The organism is Rhodospirillum sp. A1_3_36 (assembly GCF_047263945.1).
In the GTDB taxonomy this organism is placed as follows: Bacteria; Pseudomonadota; Alphaproteobacteria; order Rhodospirillales; family Rhodospirillaceae; genus Rhodospirillum.
In genome coordinates, this window is sequence record NZ_JBLAVB010000002.1 from 599072 (window position 1) to 618339 (window position 19268).

General features: G+C 60.0%; 17 protein-coding genes. 13 read left to right on the forward strand and 4 right to left on the reverse strand.

Going from position 1 to position 19268, the window contains the following annotated elements; translation table 11 throughout:
• Window positions 1-62 precede the first annotated feature (62 nt).
• From rimP to irrA, 11 genes are all read left to right on the forward strand, one after another.
• Window positions 63-635, forward strand: a complete 573-nt coding sequence (rimP, locus tag ACLIRY_RS07235) for a ribosome maturation factor RimP (protein WP_413204688.1) — start codon at window positions 63-65, stop codon at window positions 633-635.
• Between the two features lie 55 nt (window positions 636-690).
• Complete coding sequence (gene nusA, locus ACLIRY_RS07240) at window positions 691-2274, forward strand: transcription termination factor NusA (protein ID WP_413204689.1); 1584 nt, start codon at window positions 691-693, stop codon at window positions 2272-2274.
• A 3-nt stretch (window positions 2275-2277) separates the two neighbouring features.
• The gene (locus ACLIRY_RS07245) at window positions 2278-3036 is read left to right on the forward strand and encodes an RNA-binding protein (protein WP_413204690.1); all 759 of its coding nucleotides are present in this window, start codon (window positions 2278-2280) and stop codon (window positions 3034-3036) included.
• A gap of 221 nt (window positions 3037-3257) precedes the next feature.
• Window positions 3258-5825: a translation initiation factor IF-2 gene (infB, locus tag ACLIRY_RS07250; protein ID WP_413204691.1), complete on the forward strand. Its 2568-nt coding sequence runs from the start codon at window positions 3258-3260 to the stop codon at window positions 5823-5825.
• A gap of 221 nt (window positions 5826-6046) precedes the next feature.
• On the forward strand, window positions 6047-6550 hold the full coding sequence (gene rbfA / locus ACLIRY_RS07255) for a 30S ribosome-binding factor RbfA (RefSeq protein ID WP_413204692.1): 504 nt from the start codon (window positions 6047-6049) through the stop codon (window positions 6548-6550).
• Window positions 6547-7473, forward strand: a complete 927-nt coding sequence (truB, locus tag ACLIRY_RS07260; RefSeq protein WP_413204693.1) for a tRNA pseudouridine(55) synthase TruB — start codon at window positions 6547-6549, stop codon at window positions 7471-7473. Before rbfA ends, truB begins: the two co-directional genes overlap by 4 nt.
• A 44-nt stretch (window positions 7474-7517) precedes the next feature.
• Window positions 7518-7787 carry a 30S ribosomal protein S15 gene (gene rpsO, locus ACLIRY_RS07265; protein ID WP_413204694.1) on the forward strand — a complete coding sequence of 90 codons (270 nt, stop codon included), beginning with the start codon at window positions 7518-7520 and terminating at the stop codon, window positions 7785-7787.
• Between the two features lie 429 nt (window positions 7788-8216).
• Window positions 8217-10334: a polyribonucleotide nucleotidyltransferase gene (pnp, locus tag ACLIRY_RS07270; RefSeq protein ID WP_413204695.1), complete on the forward strand. Its 2118-nt coding sequence runs from the start codon at window positions 8217-8219 to the stop codon at window positions 10332-10334.
• 35 nt (window positions 10335-10369) lie between these two features.
• Window positions 10370-11170 carry a glycerophosphoryl diester phosphodiesterase gene (locus ACLIRY_RS07275; protein WP_413204696.1) on the forward strand — a complete coding sequence of 267 codons (801 nt, stop codon included), beginning with the start codon at window positions 10370-10372 and terminating at the stop codon, window positions 11168-11170.
• Window positions 11171-11328: 158 nt separating this feature from the next.
• Window positions 11329-12726 (forward strand): NAD(P)H-dependent flavin oxidoreductase, encoded by a 1398-nt coding sequence (locus ACLIRY_RS07280; protein WP_413204697.1) that lies wholly within the window; start codon window positions 11329-11331, stop codon window positions 12724-12726.
• Between the two features lie 212 nt (window positions 12727-12938).
• Complete coding sequence (gene irrA, locus ACLIRY_RS07285; protein WP_413204698.1) at window positions 12939-13355, forward strand: iron response transcriptional regulator IrrA; 417 nt, start codon at window positions 12939-12941, stop codon at window positions 13353-13355.
• A 140-nt stretch (window positions 13356-13495) separates the two neighbouring features.
• On the opposite strand, the gene ACLIRY_RS07290 is transcribed toward irrA, so the two are convergent.
• A complete protein-coding gene (locus ACLIRY_RS07290; RefSeq protein ID WP_413204699.1) occupies window positions 13496-14104 on the reverse strand; it encodes an SH3 domain-containing protein in 609 nt (202 codons plus the stop codon).
• A 335-nt stretch (window positions 14105-14439) separates the two neighbouring features.
• Here ACLIRY_RS07290 and ACLIRY_RS07295 point away from each other — a divergent pair, with 335 nt between their 5' ends.
• Window positions 14440-15426, forward strand: a complete 987-nt coding sequence (locus ACLIRY_RS07295; RefSeq protein WP_413204700.1) for a 2-hydroxyacid dehydrogenase — start codon at window positions 14440-14442, stop codon at window positions 15424-15426.
• Window positions 15427-15762: 336 nt separating this feature from the next.
• Here the strand turns inward: ACLIRY_RS07295 and ACLIRY_RS07300 are convergent, their stop codons facing one another.
• Window positions 15763-16299: a hypothetical protein gene (locus tag ACLIRY_RS07300; RefSeq protein WP_413204701.1), complete on the reverse strand. Its 537-nt coding sequence runs from the start codon at window positions 16297-16299 to the stop codon at window positions 15763-15765.
• 217 nt (window positions 16300-16516) lie between these two features.
• Window positions 16517-16825, reverse strand: coding sequence for a hypothetical protein (locus tag ACLIRY_RS07305; protein WP_413204702.1), 309 nt, complete (start codon window positions 16823-16825; stop codon window positions 16517-16519).
• Window positions 16826-17207: 382 nt separating this feature from the next.
• On the opposite strand from ACLIRY_RS07305, the gene ACLIRY_RS07310 reads away from it, so the two are divergent.
• The gene (locus ACLIRY_RS07310; RefSeq protein ID WP_413204703.1) at window positions 17208-18377 is read left to right on the forward strand and encodes a DNA polymerase IV; all 1170 of its coding nucleotides are present in this window, start codon (window positions 17208-17210) and stop codon (window positions 18375-18377) included.
• Window positions 18378-18406: 29 nt separating this feature from the next.
• Here the strand turns inward: ACLIRY_RS07310 and ACLIRY_RS07315 are convergent, their stop codons facing one another.
• A complete protein-coding gene (locus tag ACLIRY_RS07315) occupies window positions 18407-19225 on the reverse strand; it encodes a DODA-type extradiol aromatic ring-opening family dioxygenase (protein WP_413204704.1) in 819 nt (272 codons plus the stop codon).
• Between the last annotated feature and the right edge of the window lie 43 nt (window positions 19226-19268).

Below are 19268 nucleotides of genomic sequence, written 5' to 3' on the forward strand. Positions count from 1 at the left end.
CCCCTCGGAAGGCTGCCCGCCAGTCGGATTGGGGTTCGAGACCAACGGGAGACCGCCCGCCCATGATGGGGCATTTGGATAAACTACTTGCGCCGACGGCCGAAGCCATGGGCTACGACTTGGTTCGCGTTACGCTGTTGGGTTCACAAAGTCCAACCCTGCAGGTCATGGCCGAACGCCAGGACGAGCAGCCCATGACCGTGTCCGATTGCGAGGCACTCAGCCGTGCCTTGTCCGCCCTTCTGGACGTGGAAGATCCCATCAAGGGGCGGTTCAATCTGGAGGTCAGTTCCCCTGGGATCGATCGACCGTTGACCCGTCTGAAGGATTTTCAACGCTTTGCCGGGCATGAAGCCAGGGTGGAAACCGATCGGTTGATCGATGGCCACCGCCGGGTCAAGGGGGTGTTGCTGGGGACAGATGACGATCGAAATGTTCTGTTGCGTCTGGAAGGTGCTCCGAAACGTGAAGACGGTTCCGATCCGGAATTGACCATTCCCTTCGGCGCCATCGTCAAGGCCAAGCTGCTGCTGACCGACGAGTTGATTGCCCGTGCTCTGCGCCAAGCCAAGCAGGCGGAGCGGGACGCCGAAAATGATAATGCCTCCGACCCCGTGGAGGGGGGCGAAGGCTGATTGCCATTTTCCTTTTTTTTCGAGACGCTTAGACCGAGACCAGGAAACTGAAACGATGGAACGTACCGTTGGCATGAGCCGGCCTGAACTTGTCCAGGTGGCTGATACCGTCGCCCGCGACAAGAACATTGACCGCGAGGAAGTCTTCGAGGCCATGGAACAGGCCATCCAGAAGGCGGGCCGCTCCAAGTACGGGCATGAGCACGATATCCGGGCGCGTATTGATCGCAAGACCGGAGAAATCCGTCTTGCGCGCTACATTGAAGTTGTTGAGGATATCGAAAACGAATTCACCCAGACGACGCTGGCCTTGGCCAAACGCCGTAAGGCCGACGTTGAAATGGGTGAGTTCCTGGTCGATCCCCTGCCGCCCATCGATTTTGGTCGCATCGCCGCCCAGACGGCCAAGCAGGTGATCGTTCAAAAGGTGCGTGACGCCGAACGGGAACGCCAATACGCGGAATACAAGGATCGCCTGGGCGAGGTCATCAACGGCTTGGTCAAGCGTGTGGAATTCGGCAACATCATTGTCGATATGGGGCGGGCCGAGGCGCTGTTGCGCCGCGACGAGGTCATTCCCCGCGAGCATTTCAAGAACGGGGATCGGATCCGCGCCTATATCATGGACGTGCGTCAGGAACAGCGGGGGCCGCAGATCTTTTTGTCGCGGACCAACGAGCAGTTCATGGCCAAGCTTTTCGCCCAGGAAGTGCCGGAAATCTACGATGGTATCATCGAGATCAAGGCCGTCGCCCGGGATCCGGGCTCGCGCGCCAAGATTGCCGTTCTGTCCAACGACCATGCCATCGATCCGGTCGGTGCCTGCGTCGGTATGCGGGGCAGTCGTGTCCAGGCCGTGGTTGCGGAACTGCAGGGCGAGAAGATTGATATCATCCAATGGTCCTCGGATCCCGCGACCTTTGTGGTGAACGCCCTGGCTCCGGCCGAGGTCGCCAAGGTGGTCCTGGACGAGGAAGCCAGCCGTATCGAAGTGGTGGTCCCAGACGAGCAGCTCTCCCTGGCCATTGGCCGTCGGGGGCAGAATGTGCGTTTGGCCTCCAAACTGTCGGGGTGGGATATCGACATTCTGACCGAGGCGGAGGAAAGTGAACGCCGCCAGGAGGAATTCAAGAGCCGCAGTCAGACTTTCATCGACGCCTTGGACGTGGATGATGTGATTGCCCACCTGCTGGTAACCGAAGGGTTTACGGGGGTTGAGGAAGTGGCCTATGTGGTCACGGACGAACTGGAAACCATTGAGGGTTTTGACGAAGATATCGCCTCTGAACTGCAGAACCGTGCCCGGGTCTACCTGGATGAACGGGAGCGGGTTTGTGAGGAAAAACGGATTGAGCTGGGCGTCTCCGATGAACTCGCCGCCTTGACAGACCTGACCGGTGCTATGCTGGTTATGCTGGGCGAAAACGAGGTGAGAACCTTGGACGACCTGGGTGATTTGGCCAGCGACGAGTTGATTGAGATCGTTGGTGCGTCGAATATGGACGAGACAAAGGCCAATGCCCTCATCATGGCCGCCCGGGCCCATTGGTTCGATGACGAGGACGGCTCCTCCCCCGTGGAAGAGGCCTCCCCTGCGGAAGAGCCTGCTGTGAACGCCAACGAAGGGGATGATACCTAAGGAATGACAGACACCGTCGATAAAGCGCAGGATGACTTCAAGGCCACAGAAGCCGAGAACGAGGCCAAGAACGAAGATCGGGAACCGGTGGGTCCAAACCGCCGGTGCGTGGTGACGCGTGCTGTGCGTCCGAAGGAAACGATGCTGCGTTTTGTTGTCGGGCCGGACGATTCCGTCGTTCCAGATCTGGACGCCCGCCTGCCCGGTAGGGGAATATGGTTGAGCCCGTCCCCCAATGTGGTAGAAACGGCGACCGTGAAAGGTGCGTTCAATCGGGGCGCCAAGCGCAAGGTCTCCGTACCAGCGGATCTGCCCGAGCGGGTGGACCGCCTTTTGGAGGAACGGTGTATTGGTCTGCTTGGCTTGGCTCGCAAGGCGAGTCAGGCGGTCACCGGCTATGAAAAGGTCAAGTCCTGGCTTCAGAAGGACCGGGCGGGGATGGTGATCGAAGCCTCCGACGGAAGCGAGGGGGGACGCGACAAGTTGGGTGCGGAGATGTGGGGTGTGCCCGTTTATTTGGCATTGAATAGCGACGCTTTGGGCCGCGCCTTTGCGCGAGCAAAAGCCGTCCATGTCGCGGTCGAACGCGGTGGTTTGGCGCGACGTCTGAATGTGGATTTGACCCGGTTATCCCGGCTGAGAGGTCTTCTTCGGGAGACTGTTCCGGAAGATCGGAGGGTGTCCCAAGGGGATCGCGGTCGACGCGCCCCGGTCAAGGGCGCCAAACGGAACCGGGATCCTGACCCTGAGGGGGTTGGTTGACGGGGCGGCTCCATCTGGGGCCGAGATAGTTCAAGGGTCCGAAGGGACCTTAGGAAAGCCAGGGCCCCAAAGGGTCACGACTTTCGGAACCCGAAACGGGTTCCGCTCGAGGGATCGGTTTGGATCATGTGGGTCCGTAGCCGTGAATGGGTATCGAGTCCGGGCAAGGGCCCGGCGCCGGTTCTTTTCGATCCGGTATTTTGGGAGCAAGGCATATCCGTATGACGAACGACAAGGATCGCAAAGCCCCCCTGTCGCTGTCGCCGAAGGGGAAGCTGGAGTTGAAGAAGAGTGTCGAGACTGGTCAGGTCCGGCAGAGCTTCTCGCACGGCCGATCCAAGGTGGTGCAGGTCGAGGTGCGCAAAACCAAGAAGCGCCCGTTGACCGCCGGGGGCGATCCAGCCGCCGTGCGCAATGCCACCCAGGGCGCGGCCATGACCGATACCGGCCTGACCTCCACCGAAATGGATGTCCGCCGTCGCGTTTTGGAAGCAGAAGCGCGGAATCAGGAAGAAGCACGCCGCCGCCAGGCCGAAGCCGAAGCCCGAGCCGCGAAGGAGGCCGAAGAGGCCCGCATTCGCGCCGAGGAGGAAGCCAAGGCTCGTGCTGCGGAAGAGGCGCGCTTGGCCGAGGAAGCCGCTAAGGCTCCCCCGCCGGAACCAGAGCCAGAGCCCGTTGTCGCGGCACAACCGGCTGCGGTCGAAGAAGAGGCGGCACCCGCCCCCCGTTCTGTGACCCGGACGGTCCCGTCAGATGAGGCCCGTCCCGGTCCGCGCCGGGTGGTGTCCGACGAGGACGACGAAAACCGTGCCAAGAAGGCGCCCCGTGGTGGACCCGGTGGCGGAGCTCCCGCTCCTGCGAAGCCGGCACCGGCGAAACGCGTTGAGCCCAAGCGCCGTGGCAAGATGACCATCAGTGCTGCCCTGTCCGGTGATGACCGGTCCGAGCGGGGTCGGTCCGTGGCTGCCATGCGCCGTGCGAAGCAGAAGGAAAAGCGCAAGGCTGCCGATATGGGACCTGCCGAGCGGGTTGTGCGCGAGGTGACCATTCCGGACGTGATCAACGTCCAGGAATTGGCCAACCGCATGGCCGAGCGTGGCGCCAATGTCATCAAAGTCTTGATGAAAATGGGTGTGATGGCGACCATCAATCAGACCATCGATACGGATACCGCTGAGTTGGTCGTGGCAGAATTCGGCCATACCGCACGCCGCGTTTCGGAATCCGATGTTGAGCTGGGACTGGTGGACGAAACCCCCGAAGAGAACGAGACCTTGGTGTCCCGTCCTCCGGTGGTCACCGTTATGGGCCACGTCGACCACGGCAAGACCTCGCTGCTGGACGCCCTGCGGGCGACCGACGTTGCGGCGGGCGAAGCTGGCGGTATTACCCAGCATATCGGTGCCTATCAGGTAACCATGGAGGGTGGCCAGAAGATCACCTTCATCGATACCCCGGGTCACGCAGCCTTTACGGCAATGCGGGCTCGCGGTGCCAAGGTGACCGATATCGTGGTTCTGGTGGTGGCAGCCAACGATGGCATCATGCCCCAGACCATCGAGGCCATTCGCCATGCCCGGGCTGCTGAAGTGCCCGTGGTCGTTGCGATCAACAAAATGGATCTGCCCGACGCCAATCCGGACAAGGTCCGTACCGACCTGCTGCAGCATGAACTCGTTGTCGAGCAAATGGGCGGTGAGGTTCTGAATATCGAGGTTTCCGCCAAAAAGCGGATCAATCTGGATAAGCTGGAGGAGGCCATTCTCCTGCAGTCGGAAATCCTCGACCTCAAGGCCAATCCGAACCGGGCCTGCCAGGGCGTGGTGGTGGAAGCCAAGGTCGAGAAGGGCCGTGGTTCCGTAGCTACGGTTCTGGTTCAAAAGGGCACGGTGAAGGTAGGCGATATCTTCGTCGCCGGATCCGAATGGGGTCGGGTCCGGGCCTTGGTGGATGACCGCGGCGGACGCGTCGAGTCCGCTGGACCGTCTTATCCCGTGGAAGTTCTTGGGTTCCAGGGAACGCCGTCGGCCGGTGATGATTTCATCGTTGTCGAGGACGAGAACCGGGCCCGGGAAGTTTCGGAATACCGCCAGCGCAAGGACCGCGAGGCCCAACAAGTGCGCAGCGCCCGGGGCACCATGGAGCAGATGTTCGAGAAGATCCAGGCCGGCGAGGCTCGGGAACTGCCGGTTGTCGTCAAGGCCGACGTGCAGGGTTCGGTGGAAGCCCTGGTCGGTACCCTGGAGAAGCTCGGCAACGACGACGTCAAGATCCGTGTGCTGCATGCGGCTGTGGGTGGCATCAACGAATCCGATATCACGCTCGCCAAGGCATCGGACGCCGTCATCATCGGCTTCAATGTTCGTGCCAACCCGCAGGCTCGGGAAATGGCCCGACGGGATGGGATCGAAATCCGTTACCACTCGATCATTTACGCTGTGGCCGACGAAATGAAGCAGATGCTTTCGGGCATGTTGGAGCCGACTTACAAGGAAACCTTCATTGGATACGCCCAAATCCGCGAGGTGTTCAATATTACCAAGGTTGGCAAGGTCGCGGGTTGTATGATCACGGAAGGCATCGTCAAACGGGGCGCCAAAGTTCGCCTGCTCCGCGACGATGTGGTGGTGCACGAAGGCAGCCTGGGTCAGCTCAAACGCTTCAAGGACGATGTCCGCGAAGTGCGCGAGGGCTACGAATGCGGTATGTCCTTCGAGAACTACAACGATATCCAAAGCGGCGATGTCATCGAGTGCTACGAAATGGAGGAGGTGGCCACGGTCCTGTAAGGGACCAGGGCTTTCTCTTCATCCGCCAGGGGGCTCCGAAAGCTTTCTGAGCCTTCCTTCGGCGGGATACGGCATCACATCGCGGTCTATCGGATTCGATAGACCGCGATGACTTTGATCTGGAATCTATTATTTGAGCGATTTGGGGGACAAGGCCACGCCCATGTGGCCGGGACACCGGACCCGTCATTTCACAGATCGCTCTGGAACGAGGCCTTTCCATGCCTAGGAACAGCTCCAAACCCCCCTCCCAACGCCAATTGCGCGTCGGCGAGGAGATTCGCCATGTCCTGGCCGAGATCTTCGAGCGTGGTGATGTGCACGACCCTGCCGTGTCGGGTATTCCCCTGACCGTGTCTGAGGTCCGGCTCAGTTACGACCTGAAGAACGCCACTGTCTATGTCATGCGCTTGGGTGGTGGCGAGATGAAGGAGATCCTGAAGGGGTTGGTCAAGGCCCGCTCCTACCTCCGCCATCTGATTGGCGCCCGCTTGGCAACCAAGTTTACCCCGGATTTGCGGTTCGAGGTGGATCCCACCTATGATTACGCGGCCCATATCGACGACATTCTCCACACACCAGAGGTCGCCCGCGACCTGGAGGTTCGTAACAGGGTGTCTGCGGAGGATGGGGACGAAGATGAGGCCTTGGACGAAGACGACTCTCTGGATGAGGGGGACGTGACGAGTGGCGCGAATGATGCGCGGGAAGAGCCGACCCGATGAGCCGTCGCCGGAAGGGGAAGCCAATCCATGGTTGGATGGCTGTTGACAAGCCCATCGGTGTGACCAGCACCGATGTTGTCAATCGCCTCCGGCGCGTCACCGGTGCGGCGAAGGTTGGTCATGGAGGAACCTTGGATCCCCTCGCGTCCGGTGTTCTGCCGATCGCGTTCGGAGAGGCCACCAAAACGGTGGCCTATGTGATGGATGGTGCGAAGGTTTACGAAATGACCGTCGCTTGGGGTGAATCCCGAGATACGGATGATCGGGAAGGCAAGGTGCTGGAAACCAGTTCGGTGCGTCCCGACCGTGCCGCCATCGAGGCCATTTTGCCCAATTTCACGGGCGATATAGAGCAGGTGCCGCCGATTTATTCCGCCGTGAAGGTCGACGGCCGCCGAGCCTATGATTTGGCGCGGGCCGAAGAAGACGTGTCTCTCAAGGCCCGGACGATTCTGATCAAGTCCTTGACCATCGAGTCTATGCCCTCCGAAGACGTCACGATATTCCGTGTGGTGTCGGGCAAGGGGGCCTATATGCGCTCCCTGGCCCGGGACATGGCGCTCAGCTTGGGAACCCGGGGGCATGTGGCCGCCTTGCGCCGCATGTCCTGCGGTCCATTCACCACGGAAACGGCGATTTCACTGGATATGACGGATGGGGTCGGGCAAGATGCGCCCTGTCTTGGAAGTCTGCTTCCGATTGAGGCCGCGCTGGCCGACATCCCGGCCGTTCCTTTAACGGAAGTAGAGGCCCGTCGCCTGTCCCAAGGACAGTCTGTGTCCCTCTTGCAAGTGGCAAGCCGGACTCCCCTGAATGGATTCACCCAAGGTGACACCGTTCAGGCGCTGTTCAATGGGCGTTTGGTGGCTTTGGCCAAGATTGAGGGCGGGGAAATTCGCCCACAACGTGTCATTAACCTCTAGGCCGATCCCCAAGCGGGACGGCCCTGGATATAAGGAGACTATCGATGTCGGTTACGCCCGATCGTAAGCAGGAGATCATCAAGGAGTTCGCCACCAAGGACGGCGATACGGGATCTCCCGAGGTTCAGATCGCCATTCTGACCGAGCGGATCACCAACCTGACCGAGCATTTCAAGACGCACAAGAAGGATAACCACTCCCGTCGTGGCCTTCTGAAAATGGTCAGCCAGCGCCGCCGGATGCTGGATTACCTGCGCGGTAAGGAAGAAAAGCGCTACCAGGACGTGATCGCTCGTCTGGGTATCCGCAAGTAGGATTACCAGTGTTCCGGGTACCAGCCAGTGCGCCGGTGCCCGGTTCCCTTTTGGAGCCCACCATGGGGTCCCAATGGGAGTCGCGAGGCGGCTGGTACGTGATCGCGATGGATAATCGGGGCGCGCGGAAAACCACACCAGGGTTTTCCGCGCGCCTAACGCCATGAAGGAAAGGTTGACTCTTGCGCTGGGACAGAATTCCGCGCGGGGATGGCCAGATGCAAGGGAACCCAAGGGGTTCCGCATGACATACAACGGGAACCCATGGGGTTCCAAAGCACTGCGGGATCCCCAGGGGAGTCCCCGGCCACAAGGACACCGGCGTCCGCTCCGCGCAAAACGGCGCGGCGGATGGAAAGAACTTCCGGTTCAAGGGCGTGGCTGGCGCAATACGGCGGCGGTGAGACTGTTAAAAGGAAGATGAAACGCATGTCCATGTTCAACGTGTTCCGTAAGGAAATCGACTGGGGCGGGCGCAAGCTGGTTCTGGAAACCGGCAACATCGCCCGTCAGGCCGATGGCGCAGTGCTCGTCAGCCTCGGCGACACCACGGTGCTTTGCACCGCTGTTGGCGCACGAACGAAGTCGAAGTTCGATTTCTTTCCGCTGACCGTGAACTATCAGGAGAAGACCTTCGCAGCGGGCAAGATCCCCGGGGGCTTCTTCAAACGCGAAGGTCGTCCGACCGAAAAAGAAACCCTGACCTCCCGTCTGATCGACCGGCCGATTCGTCCGCTGTTCGCCAACGGGTACAAAAACGAGACCCAGGTTGTCTGTACGGTCCTGTGCCACGACCTGGAAAACGACCCGGACGTGGTGGCCATGATCGGTGCCTCTGCGGCTCTGACCATTTCCGGCCTGCCCTTCCTGGGTCCCATCGGCGCCGCCCGTGTCGGTCAGATCAACGGCGAATTCGTCCTGAACCCGACCCGGGATCAGATGCCCGAATCGACCCTTGATCTGGTGCTTGCCGGCACCCGTGAAGGCGTGCTGATGGTCGAGTCCGAAGCCCAGGAGCTGGACGAAGAGACCATGCTCGCCGCCGTGGTCTTCGGCCATGAGGCCTATCAGGATGTCATCAACGCCATCATTTCCTTGGCCGAGCAATGTGCCCGCGAGCCCCGCGAGCTGGAACCAGCACATCCCCGCGCCGAGGAAGTGGCCGCCAAGGTTCGTGACTTGGCCGCCGAGGCTCTGACCGCTGCCTATAAGGAAGCGGACAAGATGACCCGCCAATCCAAGGTGAGCGCGGCCAAGGACGTCGCCATGGCTGCCTTCGCCGAGGACGAGGAAGCCGCTGGCTTGGCCGGTGCTGCCCTCAAGAACCTGGAAAAGGACATCGTCCGCGGGTCCATCCTGGATACGGGATACCGCATCGATGGTCGCGACACCAAGACCGTTCGCCCCATCGAGATCACTCCGGGCGTGCTGCCCCGGGCCCACGGCTCGGCCCTGTTCACCCGTGGCGAGACCCAGGCCCTGGTGACCACCACCCTGGGCACCGGTCAGGACGAGCAGATCATCGATGCGCTCGAAGGCGAATACCGGGAAAACTTCATGCTGCACTACAACTTCCCCCCCTATTCGGTGGGTGAAGCGGGTCGCATGGGCTCCCCCGGACGCCGCGAGATTGGCCATGGCAAGCTGGCTTGGCGCGCGATCCATCCGATGATGCCCGCCAAGGACGATTTCCCCTACACGGTTCGCGTGGTCTCCGAGATCACCGAATCCAACGGGTCGTCGTCCATGGCCACCGTTTGCGGGACCTCCCTGTCCCTGATGGACGCCGGTGTTCCGCTGAAGGGCGGCGTGGCCGGTATCGCCATGGGCCTGATCAAGGAAGGCGACCGCTTCGCGGTGTTGTCTGACATCCTGGGTGACGAAGATCACCTGGGCGACATGGACTTCAAGGTTGCCGGTACCGAGCAGGGTGTGACAAGCCTGCAGATGGATATCAAGATCACCTCGATCACCAAAGAAATCATGGAAGTTGCCCTGAATCAGGCCCGCGAAGGCCGGATTCACATCCTGGGTGAAATGACCAAGGCTCTGGGCGGCGCCCGTGAGGATGTCTCCACCTTCGCTCCGCGGATTACCACCATTAAGGTTCCGCCCCAGAAGGTTCGGGAAGTGATCGGCTCCGGTGGTAAAGTGATCCGCGAGATCACCGAAACCACCGGGACCAAGATCGATATCGAGGACGACGGCACCATCAAGATTGCCTCCACCGACGGTGAGGCGAGCCAACGGGCTGTCGATTGGATCAAGGGCATCGTGGCCGAGCCCGAGGTCGGCGTGATCTACAACGGCAAGGTCGTGAAGATCATGGACTTTGGTGCTTTCGTGAATTTCTTGGGCACTCGGGATGGATTGGTTCACATTTCCGAACTGGCCCTGGATCGGGTCAAGAAAGTCGGCGATGTGGTCAATGTCGGCGATATGGTCAAAGTGAAGTGCGTCGGGTTCGATGACCGCGGTAAAGTCAAGCTGTCCATGAAGCAGGTTGACCAAGCGACCGGCGCTGATCTGGCTGGCGAAGAAGGCTGATCCCCGGATCTGATTCAGGTGGAGCAAGGCCGGTGATGAAATCGGCCGTGCCTGCCGGAGCGGTATACCCCTCGATTCCCCATCGTGTGATGGGGCACCGGGGGGCGGCTGCCTCGGCGCCCGAAAATACCCTGTCGGGAGTCCGTCAGGCTTTCGGGGAAGGGGCACGTTGGATCGAATTTGATGCCAAACTCACTGCCGACGGTGTGCCGGTCATCTTTCATGATGACCAGCTTGACCGCGTGACCTCCGGGCATGGGCCGGTTGCGGACTGGACTCTGGATGAGTTGCGACGGTTGGATGCTGGACAGTGGTTTGATCCCCAGTTTCGAGGGGAAGCCATTCCGACATTGGAGGAGATGCTCTCCCTCCTTGCGTCCTTGGGCATGGGCGCCAATATCGAAATAAAGCCCTGTCCAGGGCGGGCCGTTGAAACGGCGCGCCGGACCATGGATGTGGCAAGGGCGTGCTGGCCCGCCACAGCGCCGTCTCCCGTGGTATCGAGCTTTGATGTGACAGCGCTGGCCGAGGCCGGGGGCGCTGCGCCCGATTGGCCCCTGGCCCTTTTGGTCGATCATGCCGATGGATGGACAGCGTCCTCCGTGGTGATCGAAGCCAAGGCTTTGGGGTGCCAAGGCATTCATCTGGATGACCGTTTGGTGGATGAAGCCTGTCTTGCTGCCTGCAAGGCGGAAGGATTCGCAACGGGTGTTTGGACAGTGAATGCGGTGGAACGCGCCCATGTCTTGTGGGAATGGGGCGTGGATGCCATTATCTCGGACCGTCCGGGGGTCCTGTTGAGAGCCGCTCCGGATCAACGGAACTTCCGAGAATGAGAGAGGGAGAACAGGGCCGATTGGTCGGGACGCCGCGTGCTGTTCGAGAGGGTGCGCGCAGGTCGATTTGGAACTGTTGGGTAGCGACGAGCTTTGGTTCGGTTCAAGTGCTTTCTCCGTGAAAGCTATAAGAAAGTTAGACTGGAAGGGTCCTGTCCGTGAAAGACATCAAGCCGCTTTTGATTTCCGGTAAGGAGGTCTATCCCGTCGTCGAAGGTGGAAAAGGCGTTTCCGTGAGCACGGGGCGGAGCTCCGGTGCCTGGGCCGCCGCTGGCGGTGTCGGTACGATCAGCGCGGTGAACGCGGATTCCTTCGATGCCGAGGGAAATATCATTCCCCAGCTCTACCAGGGCCGGACCCGTCGGGACCGCCACCAGGAGTTGGTTGAGTTTGGTATTCGGGGTGGCATCGAGCAATTGCGCATTGCCCATGAAAGTGCCAATGGGAATGGCCGTCTTCACGTCAATGTCCTGTGGGAGATGGGCGGGGCTGTCCCCATTCTGGAAGGGGTTCTGACCGGTGCAAAGGGCTTGGTCCATGGGGTCACCTGTGGAGCGGGTATGCCCTACAAGGTGGCGGAAATCGCCGCGCGTCATGGAGTCTATTACTACCCTATCGTGTCTTCGGCCCGGGCGTTCCGCGCCCTTTGGAAGCGGGCCTACTCGAAAACGGCCGAATGGTTGGGCGGGGTGGTTTACGAGGATCCCTGGCTGGCCGGGGGACACAATGGTCTTTCCAATAGCGAAGATCCGCAGGTCCCACAGGCCCCCATGCCCCGCGTTGCTGAATTACGCAAGGTCATGCGAGAGATTGGAGCTCCGGAGGTGCCGATCTTCATGGCCGGTGGCGTCTGGTATTTACGGGAATGGTCCGATTGGATTGATAATCCGGAGTTGGGTCCGATCGCCTTTCAGTTTGGTACGCGGCCTCTTCTGACTCAGGAGAGCCCCATTTCCGATGAATGGAAGAAACGGCTTCTGACCCTCCGGTCCGGGGATGTGCTGTTGCACCGCTTCAGTCCCACAGGATTCTATTCCTCCGCTGTTCGTAATGGCTTCCTTCAGGAACTCGTGCAGCGCTCCGACCGGCAAATTGCGTATCGTTCGGAGCCGGAAGAGGGGATGAGCACTCCGCTGCCCATCGGCGCCCGGGGCCGGGAAGTCTTCGTTTCCGAGGAGGGAGCCGCCAAGGCGAAGGCCTGGATGGAATCCGGCTATGGTGAAGCCCTGAGAACCCCGGATTCGACACTGATTTTCGTCGATCCGGAGCGTGGGCGGGAGATCAAGACGGATCAGGCCAATTGCATGGGCTGCCTGTCCCAGTGCTCTTTCTCCAATTGGGCGGAAACGGAATCGGGCAACAACGGAAAGCGGGCCGATCCGCGATCCTTCTGCATTCAGAAGACCTTGCAGAACATCGCCCATGGGGATTCCGTTGAGAAAAACCTGATGTTCGCGGGCCATAACGCCTATCGCTTCGGCACGGATCCGTTCTTCGCTGATGGCAACGTGCCCACAGTTGGTGAGCTGGTCGCACGTATCTTGACCGGAGACTAGAGCGCCCTCGAGATCAAATTGGGCCAAGAAGTGGCCCAATTTGATCTCGGAGCACGCTAACGACTCTTCGGTGGTTGTTCTCAGAGCCGGTTTTCAGGCTTGGGCCACTCATACGGCAAAAAAAAGCACATATCCAGGTGCCAATGCCTTGACCTGGGACGGTTGCGTGGTGATACCCTGCGGTGGGAAGTGCCGGTTAAAGGGGTGTCGAAATGCATCGCGACCGGCCTTATGGGCCTATTTTGAATATGTTGCGTACCGCCGGGCTTCGGCCCACCCGTCAACGACTTGGACTCGCTCGTCTTCTTTTTGAAGGCGAAGGGTATCATCATGTCACTGCAGAAATGCTTCATAGCAGAGCCTTGTCTGAGAATATCTCAGTTTCGCTCGCCACAGTGTACAATACCCTGAACCAGTTCATTGAAGGGGGATTGTTGAAGGAAGTGGTCGTGACATCCGGTCTGTCCTATTTTGACACCAATACTGAAAGCCATCATCACTTCTATATCGAAAATACGGGCCAATTGATTGATATTCCTTCGGAATCTGTGGGGATTTCCCACCTTCCACCATTGCCTGAAGGGGCTAACTTGCGCTCCATTGACGTTGTCATCCGACTTGAGGGATGACGAGGGCGCGTTGCGTTTGGGTGGCTTGACTTGATTTGAGGCTAATTGGTGGGGACCCCGGGGACTCCTTCTCCTTCGATGAGGTCCCTGGGTTTGCATACTGTAGGGGCGTCGTGACCCGGTAGAGCTGCGGTGGTGTGTTATTCCACGAATTCTCCCTTGTAGACCCCCCAGAATGCATCCCGGGGAAGCCACCCCAGGTACCCGCCAATATCGACCCGGCAGTAGTCCAAAGTACTGGGGCAGTTCAGCAACTTCCCGAGAACGCCGGGGTTGACCTGGGCAACGGCAGCGCTTTCCGGGGATGGGTCTGCGCGCACCAACCGTGGTCCGCCCATAGCGATTAGGGTGCGTTGTCCGGAAAGCATATTTCTATGCACCCAGCCCTCCGACCCTTCCGGATCCCTAATCTTCCGCCAGGTGTCGTATTCGGCAACGACTTCGACGGGCAATCCTCGCTTTTGATAGATCCAGACGACCGGATACCGCTTTCCTGGGCCGGACCGCATGTTTACTTGATTGGCCCGGAGGGAAACAAAGCGAGGCAGGGGCAGGCCGCTGGGCGTATTCACGGCAGACTGTCGGGGATCCGTTTCCTCGATTGTCGACCCGGTGTCTGCTTCTTCTGCTTGAACGAACGGGATCGCAATCGATAGCAGCGCGGTCGCCAAAAGGCAGGCTCCCACATAGGCGATTGTCTTGGGGAAACCGCAAGGAGCGGACTTGATGGTGGTTTGGACGCGGCTCACCTGTAACCCTTACATCTTGGCGGATGGAACGCGCCCGGTGCTTGCGCGCGCGTTTGCCGTTTGATCCAGGGTGGTAAAGGGACATGTCGCCCCTCTACCCGCCTGACCTATGGACTCTTGATCGACGCAATAGAAAACCAGCGCGCATCCGGGGTCAAGCGGCGCGCGTGCAAGGATATTTCCTGTCGGGATTTGGCGATGTGGTTTCCCGTTGGCGCGGCTGGACAACCCGGGTTCATCTTGGTAGGCAAGATATCCGTACCCGCATGGGGCCTTTAGGGCCCCCTCCTGCGGGGCTCACTGTTCGGCCTGCAAGATTCCGGGAGTTTCACGACATGCCGCAGACCAAGCCATTGGTCGTTGTTACGCGCAAGCTGCCCGATGCCATCGAGACACGCATGATGGAATTGTTCAACGTGCGCCTGAACATCGATGACCATCCTTTCACCCGTGACGAGCTGTGTCAGGCCGCCGCAGAGGCCGACGTTCTCGTGCCGACGGTGACGGACCGCATCGACAGTGGTGTTTTGTCCCATGCGGGCGAAAAGCTGCGGCTGATCGCCAACTTTGGGACGGGTGTGGACCATATAGATGTGGCCAGCGCCCACCAGCGTGGCGTCGCAGTGACCAATACCCCCGATGTGCTGTCCGAGGATACTGCGGACATGACCATGGCCCTGATTCTCGCCGTCCCTCGCCGGGTCGCGGAAGGGGAGCGGATGATCCGGGAGGGCACTTGGTCGGGATGGAGTCCCACCCATATGCTCGGGCACCGGATCTGGGGCAAGCGATTGGGTATCGTCGGCATGGGGCGCATCGGCCAAGCCGTTGCCCGGAGAGCCCGAGGGTTCGGCATGACGATCCACTACCACAACCGGCGTCGGTTGCACGAAAGCGTGGAGCAGGAACTGGAGGCCACCTATTGGGAAAGCCTGGATCAGATGTTGGCACGGATGGACGTGATTTCCGTCCACTGTCCCCATACCCCGGCCACCTATCACTTGCTCTCGGCCCGGCGTCTGGCCTTGCTGAGACCCCACGCCTATGTGGTCAATACCGCTCGCGGTGAAGTGATCGATGAGAACGCCCTGGTGCGCATGCTGGCAAAGAACCAATTGGGAGGCGCTGGTCTGGATGTGTTCGAGCACGAACCGGCGGTGAATCCCAAGTTGATCGCCATGAATAACGTCGTGCTTCTGCCGCATATGGGATCGGCCACCCTGGAAGGTCGTGTGGACATGGGTGAGAAAGTGTTGATCAATATCAAGACTTTCGCCGATGGCCATAAGCCGCCAGACCGAGTCCTTCCGAATATGGTGTAAACGCGGAGAGATGAGATCACGATGAAATGAGGTCTGTCCCACGGTACATGAAAGGGGTGTTTTTCCGGCATGGGGCAAAGCCCCATGCCCCACTGGGGCCGTAAGGCCCCAGGCCCCCATTTGGGATCAAAGGGTCCGCGACCCTTTGCGGGTCTGGGCAGAGCCCAGCACCTGCGAAGCAGGGTTTCCGGATTTTCGAGAACACAGAATATATCTCAATTTTATTCGAAAAACCGGTGACCGCTTTTGCGCAAAATGCTCTGGAGTAGTGGATGTTGGGAGAAGGCAAAGCGTAGGGTGAAATTCATTGAAATGCCTGATAGGGGCAGTTTTCCACTACTTAATGGCGAGATTTTGAACGGGATCAAGCTTATCGACTCGGCCAGAGTCATAAATTTTTACGAGAAGATCATCCTTGCGATAGAGAGTTCCGCATTTGGTTCCCTCGTCGCTGACACCACAGAGTTCATCGCCATTTCGAATGACCCAGCTCTCCTCAAAGCTTCCCGTCATGCCAGAGGGATGGCTCCAAGTGCCCGTGGTATGGCCATCGGGGCTGAAGCTGACTGTAATGCGGGCACCCTTGGGATGGTCATAGGCGTAGCTGTGGCCGGATATCAATGAGCGCAACGCGCTATCAGTAATTTGAGTAAACCCGGCTTTTACAGCCCGCACTTCTTGGGCATCCCCCTCATTGTCGCCCTCGCTCTCCGGATTGGGGGTCGCTGCCGTTTGGGGGGATGCCGTCTGGTCAGACAGGGCTTGGGGCGATCCCACCTTGCCGCCTGTGGTCTGGCAGGCACCCAGGACCAGGACGACCATGGCAGGAAGGCACAGGGTCATCAACCGCGCTCTGGGGGGGAGCAAGACCATTGGGAAGGGCATCGAAAGATCCTCCAAACCAGAAAAGATTGACCATCAAGTTAGGGCAAGTTAGGGGGGCGTGACGCAAGAGTTGCGACAGGCCCTTACCTTAGTGGAACGCTTCTCTCTTCGTTTGGTTCCGCTTAATGCACCGGAACCCGTTTTTTCGGGCAATCAGGATCCTTGGAAGAAAAGAAGGAAACGCCTTCCGGTTTGGGCGGTACCCTCAGTCGTCAGATAGGGGGATATGGTCTGCAAACGGTAGGGGAATCCAAGTGGCCAGGGTTTCCTTTGGCGGTTCGAAGCCGCAATTGGCCATGGAGTCTCGGGTACCCGCACGGTAATCCGCGCTGGTATCGGAGGCGCGGGTGTCGAAACCCCAAAGGGTCGGAACCGCACCGGTATAGATCGACGAGGACAGGCATCCATCATCGTACCCCTGTGCGTACTCGGAGGAGGACCCACTGGGTGCGCAAGCCGCCAGAGGGACGATCACAGAAGCGGCCAGAGCAATGGCCAAACGGGCAGAGGCCATGGGGGATCCTCGTTTTGTTGGAATGTGAACTGGGGAATCATGCTCTCTCGCCAAGGGGATTGGGGCAAGTGTTTTTCCTTTAAACTTGCCGCATTCGGACCGAAAAAAAGCCGAATATGGTCTCTCCTCGGTGTTCGAATCGAACTGCGGCGGAGCTGGTCCATGCCTTTGTCTGCGGTCAGGGTGGTGGCAGGACCACCAGGCGCGGGACGAGGCGCAGTAGGGTCTTCGTCAGCATTTCCCACGATCCAATCACGTCGGTTTTTCCCTTGGGATCGTATCCCGAAGCTTCGGCAAACCGCAGGCTTCCGCGACGAGAACATTTCGTGTACATTAACGGAACGTACCGAGAGTTTGGCTCTATTGTAAAGGGGCGCCGTCCATGAAGGCCCTGTGCCGGGATTGTCTGCTGGATCTGGATACGCTGACACGCCTATGCCCAAGATGCGGGTCGATGCGGGTGGTGGGCCATGTTCGGCTTGCCCGGATGGACATTGCCCATATCGATTGTGACGCGTTTTATGCTTCGGTTGAAAAGCGGGACAACCCGGCCCTAAGGGACAAGCCTTTAATTGTAGGCCACCCCGGTGGCCGAGGTGTGGCCACGACGGCGTGCTACATTGCCCGTCGCTTCGGCGCGCGGTCGGCCATGCCCATGTTCAAATGTTTGGAACTCTGTCCCGATGCCGTTGTGATTCCACCAGATATGGCGAAATACAAGCGGGTGTCAGCCCAGGTTCGAGCCATCATGATGGAGGCGACAGATCGACTGGAGCCCCTGTCTCTGGATGAGGCCTATCTGGACCTTTCGGTCGAGGAGCATCGGTTCGATCGCCCACCTGCAGTCAGTCTGGCGGAAATTGCCCGGAGGGTGGAGCAAGAGGTGGGGATTTCCGTTTCCATCGGGCTGTCGGAAAACCGCTTTCTGGCCAAATTGGCCAGTGACATGGACAAGCCCCGGGGGTTCACGGTGATCGATCCGGAAGAGGCCCCAGCCTTGCTTGCTCCCCTGCCTGTAAGCCGGATCCACGGGGTGGGCAAGGTGACGGAAGGCAAACTGCAGGCCATGGGTCTTCACCTGATTGGTGACCTGCAGCGGCAGTCTCCCGATGCCTTGATCGCCCGGTTTGGCAAGCATGGTCGTTCTTTGCACGCCCATGCCTGGGGGCGGGGCAGCCGGATGATCACGCCGGACCGGGATCCCAAAAGTTTATCCGCCGAGACGACCTTTTCCCAGGATCTGCATCGACTGGAGGATTTGGCCGATCACCTTCATGCCCTGGCGGCTCGGGTTGCCAGGGCATTGGAGCGGCGGGACGTCAGTGGAGCCACAGTGGTTCTGAAACTGAAAACGGCGGAGTTCCGGACCTTGACCCGACAGGTCCGTCTCTCCGACCCCACCATTCGGGCCGATGTCATCACACGGGCCGCCCACCGTCTGTTGGAGCGGGAAGTCGATGGTCGCAGGTACCGGTTGATTGGTGTCGGGGTGGCGGATCTGCATGGCATGGCCGAGGCAGATCCGCCGGATTTGTTCTCTGGGTTGATGTAAACGCGGAGCGGTCCGGGTTTGGTGCGGGCTCAGGCTGCGATCCGCGCCGCCGCCGGGTGGAAGGCATAGGCGTCCATGGCCAGCATGGAGTGTGTCGTGCCATCATGGAGCCGGGTGCCCGTCGCCCCCTCTCCAGCGGCCCCCAGGGCGACATAGAAGGGCATCAGGTGCTCATCCGTGGGGTGGTGGCGCTGAGCGAAGGGGGCCTGGGCGCGGTAGTTCAGCAGGGCCTCCAGGTCCTTGGTTTCGGTTCGCTGGGCGATCCAATCGGCGAAGGCACGCGTGTCTTTTTCCGGGGGGGCATCCACCGGCTGACCGCGGAAGGTCCGCAGGTCATGGGTGATGGCGCCAGAACCGATAACCAGCACCCCTTCCCGAGTCAGGGGAGACAGCGCCCGGCCCAAGGCAAGGTGGTCGGCAGCACTCCCCCGGTGCAGGACGGACAGCTGGAAGACGGGCAGGTGCGCGTCCGGGTCCATCAGCCGCAGAGGCGTCCAGGCTCCGTGGTCGAGCCCCTGGTGGTCGTCGACGGTTGCGGCATACCCCGCGTCGCGCAGCAGGGCGGCGGTTTTGGCGGCGATCTCAGGGGCGCCTTGGGCCGGGTGGCCGATCGTGTAGAGGGCGGGGGGAAACCCATAAAAGTCATGGATCGTTTCCGGCGTCGCGGCGCCTCCCACCTGGACCTCTTGGGTCATCCAATGGGCGCTGACCATCAACAGGGCCTTGGCCTGAGCAACGACCGGGGCCAGGCTGCGCAGGAAGCTGTGGGTCGGTGTTTCCTTCTCAATCAGAAGGGTGGGCGAGCCATGGGAGAGGAAAAGGCTGGCCGGGGGCATGAGCGGGGTCATGGTTTGTCTCCCAAAATGTGAGTTTCTTCTTCTGCCCGGTAGT

Coding starts and splice junctions, on each gene's coding strand:
- rimP (WP_413204688.1), top strand. CDS start 63: ATGATGGGGCATTTGGATAAACTACTTGCGCCGACGGCCGAAGCCATG.
- nusA (WP_413204689.1), top strand. CDS start 691: ATGGAACGTACCGTTGGCATGAGCCGGCCTGAACTTGTCCAGGTGGCT.
- ACLIRY_RS07245 (WP_413204690.1), top strand. CDS start 2,278: ATGACAGACACCGTCGATAAAGCGCAGGATGACTTCAAGGCCACAGAA.
- infB (WP_413204691.1), top strand. CDS start 3,258: ATGACGAACGACAAGGATCGCAAAGCCCCCCTGTCGCTGTCGCCGAAG.
- rbfA (WP_413204692.1), top strand. CDS start 6,047: ATGCCTAGGAACAGCTCCAAACCCCCCTCCCAACGCCAATTGCGCGTC.
- truB (WP_413204693.1), top strand. CDS start 6,547: ATGAGCCGTCGCCGGAAGGGGAAGCCAATCCATGGTTGGATGGCTGTT.
- rpsO (WP_413204694.1), top strand. CDS start 7,518: ATGTCGGTTACGCCCGATCGTAAGCAGGAGATCATCAAGGAGTTCGCC.
- pnp (WP_413204695.1), top strand. CDS start 8,217: ATGTCCATGTTCAACGTGTTCCGTAAGGAAATCGACTGGGGCGGGCGC.
- ACLIRY_RS07275 (WP_413204696.1), top strand. CDS start 10,370: ATGAAATCGGCCGTGCCTGCCGGAGCGGTATACCCCTCGATTCCCCAT.
- irrA (WP_413204698.1), top strand. CDS start 12,939: ATGCATCGCGACCGGCCTTATGGGCCTATTTTGAATATGTTGCGTACC.
- ACLIRY_RS07295 (WP_413204700.1), top strand. CDS start 14,440: ATGCCGCAGACCAAGCCATTGGTCGTTGTTACGCGCAAGCTGCCCGAT.
- ACLIRY_RS07300 (WP_413204701.1), bottom strand. CDS start 16,299: ATGGTCTTGCTCCCCCCCAGAGCGCGGTTGATGACCCTGTGCCTTCCT.
- ACLIRY_RS07305 (WP_413204702.1), bottom strand. CDS start 16,825: ATGGCCTCTGCCCGTTTGGCCATTGCTCTGGCCGCTTCTGTGATCGTC.
- ACLIRY_RS07310 (WP_413204703.1), top strand. CDS start 17,208: ATGAAGGCCCTGTGCCGGGATTGTCTGCTGGATCTGGATACGCTGACA.
- ACLIRY_RS07315 (WP_413204704.1), bottom strand. CDS start 19,225: ATGACCCCGCTCATGCCCCCGGCCAGCCTTTTCCTCTCCCATGGCTCG.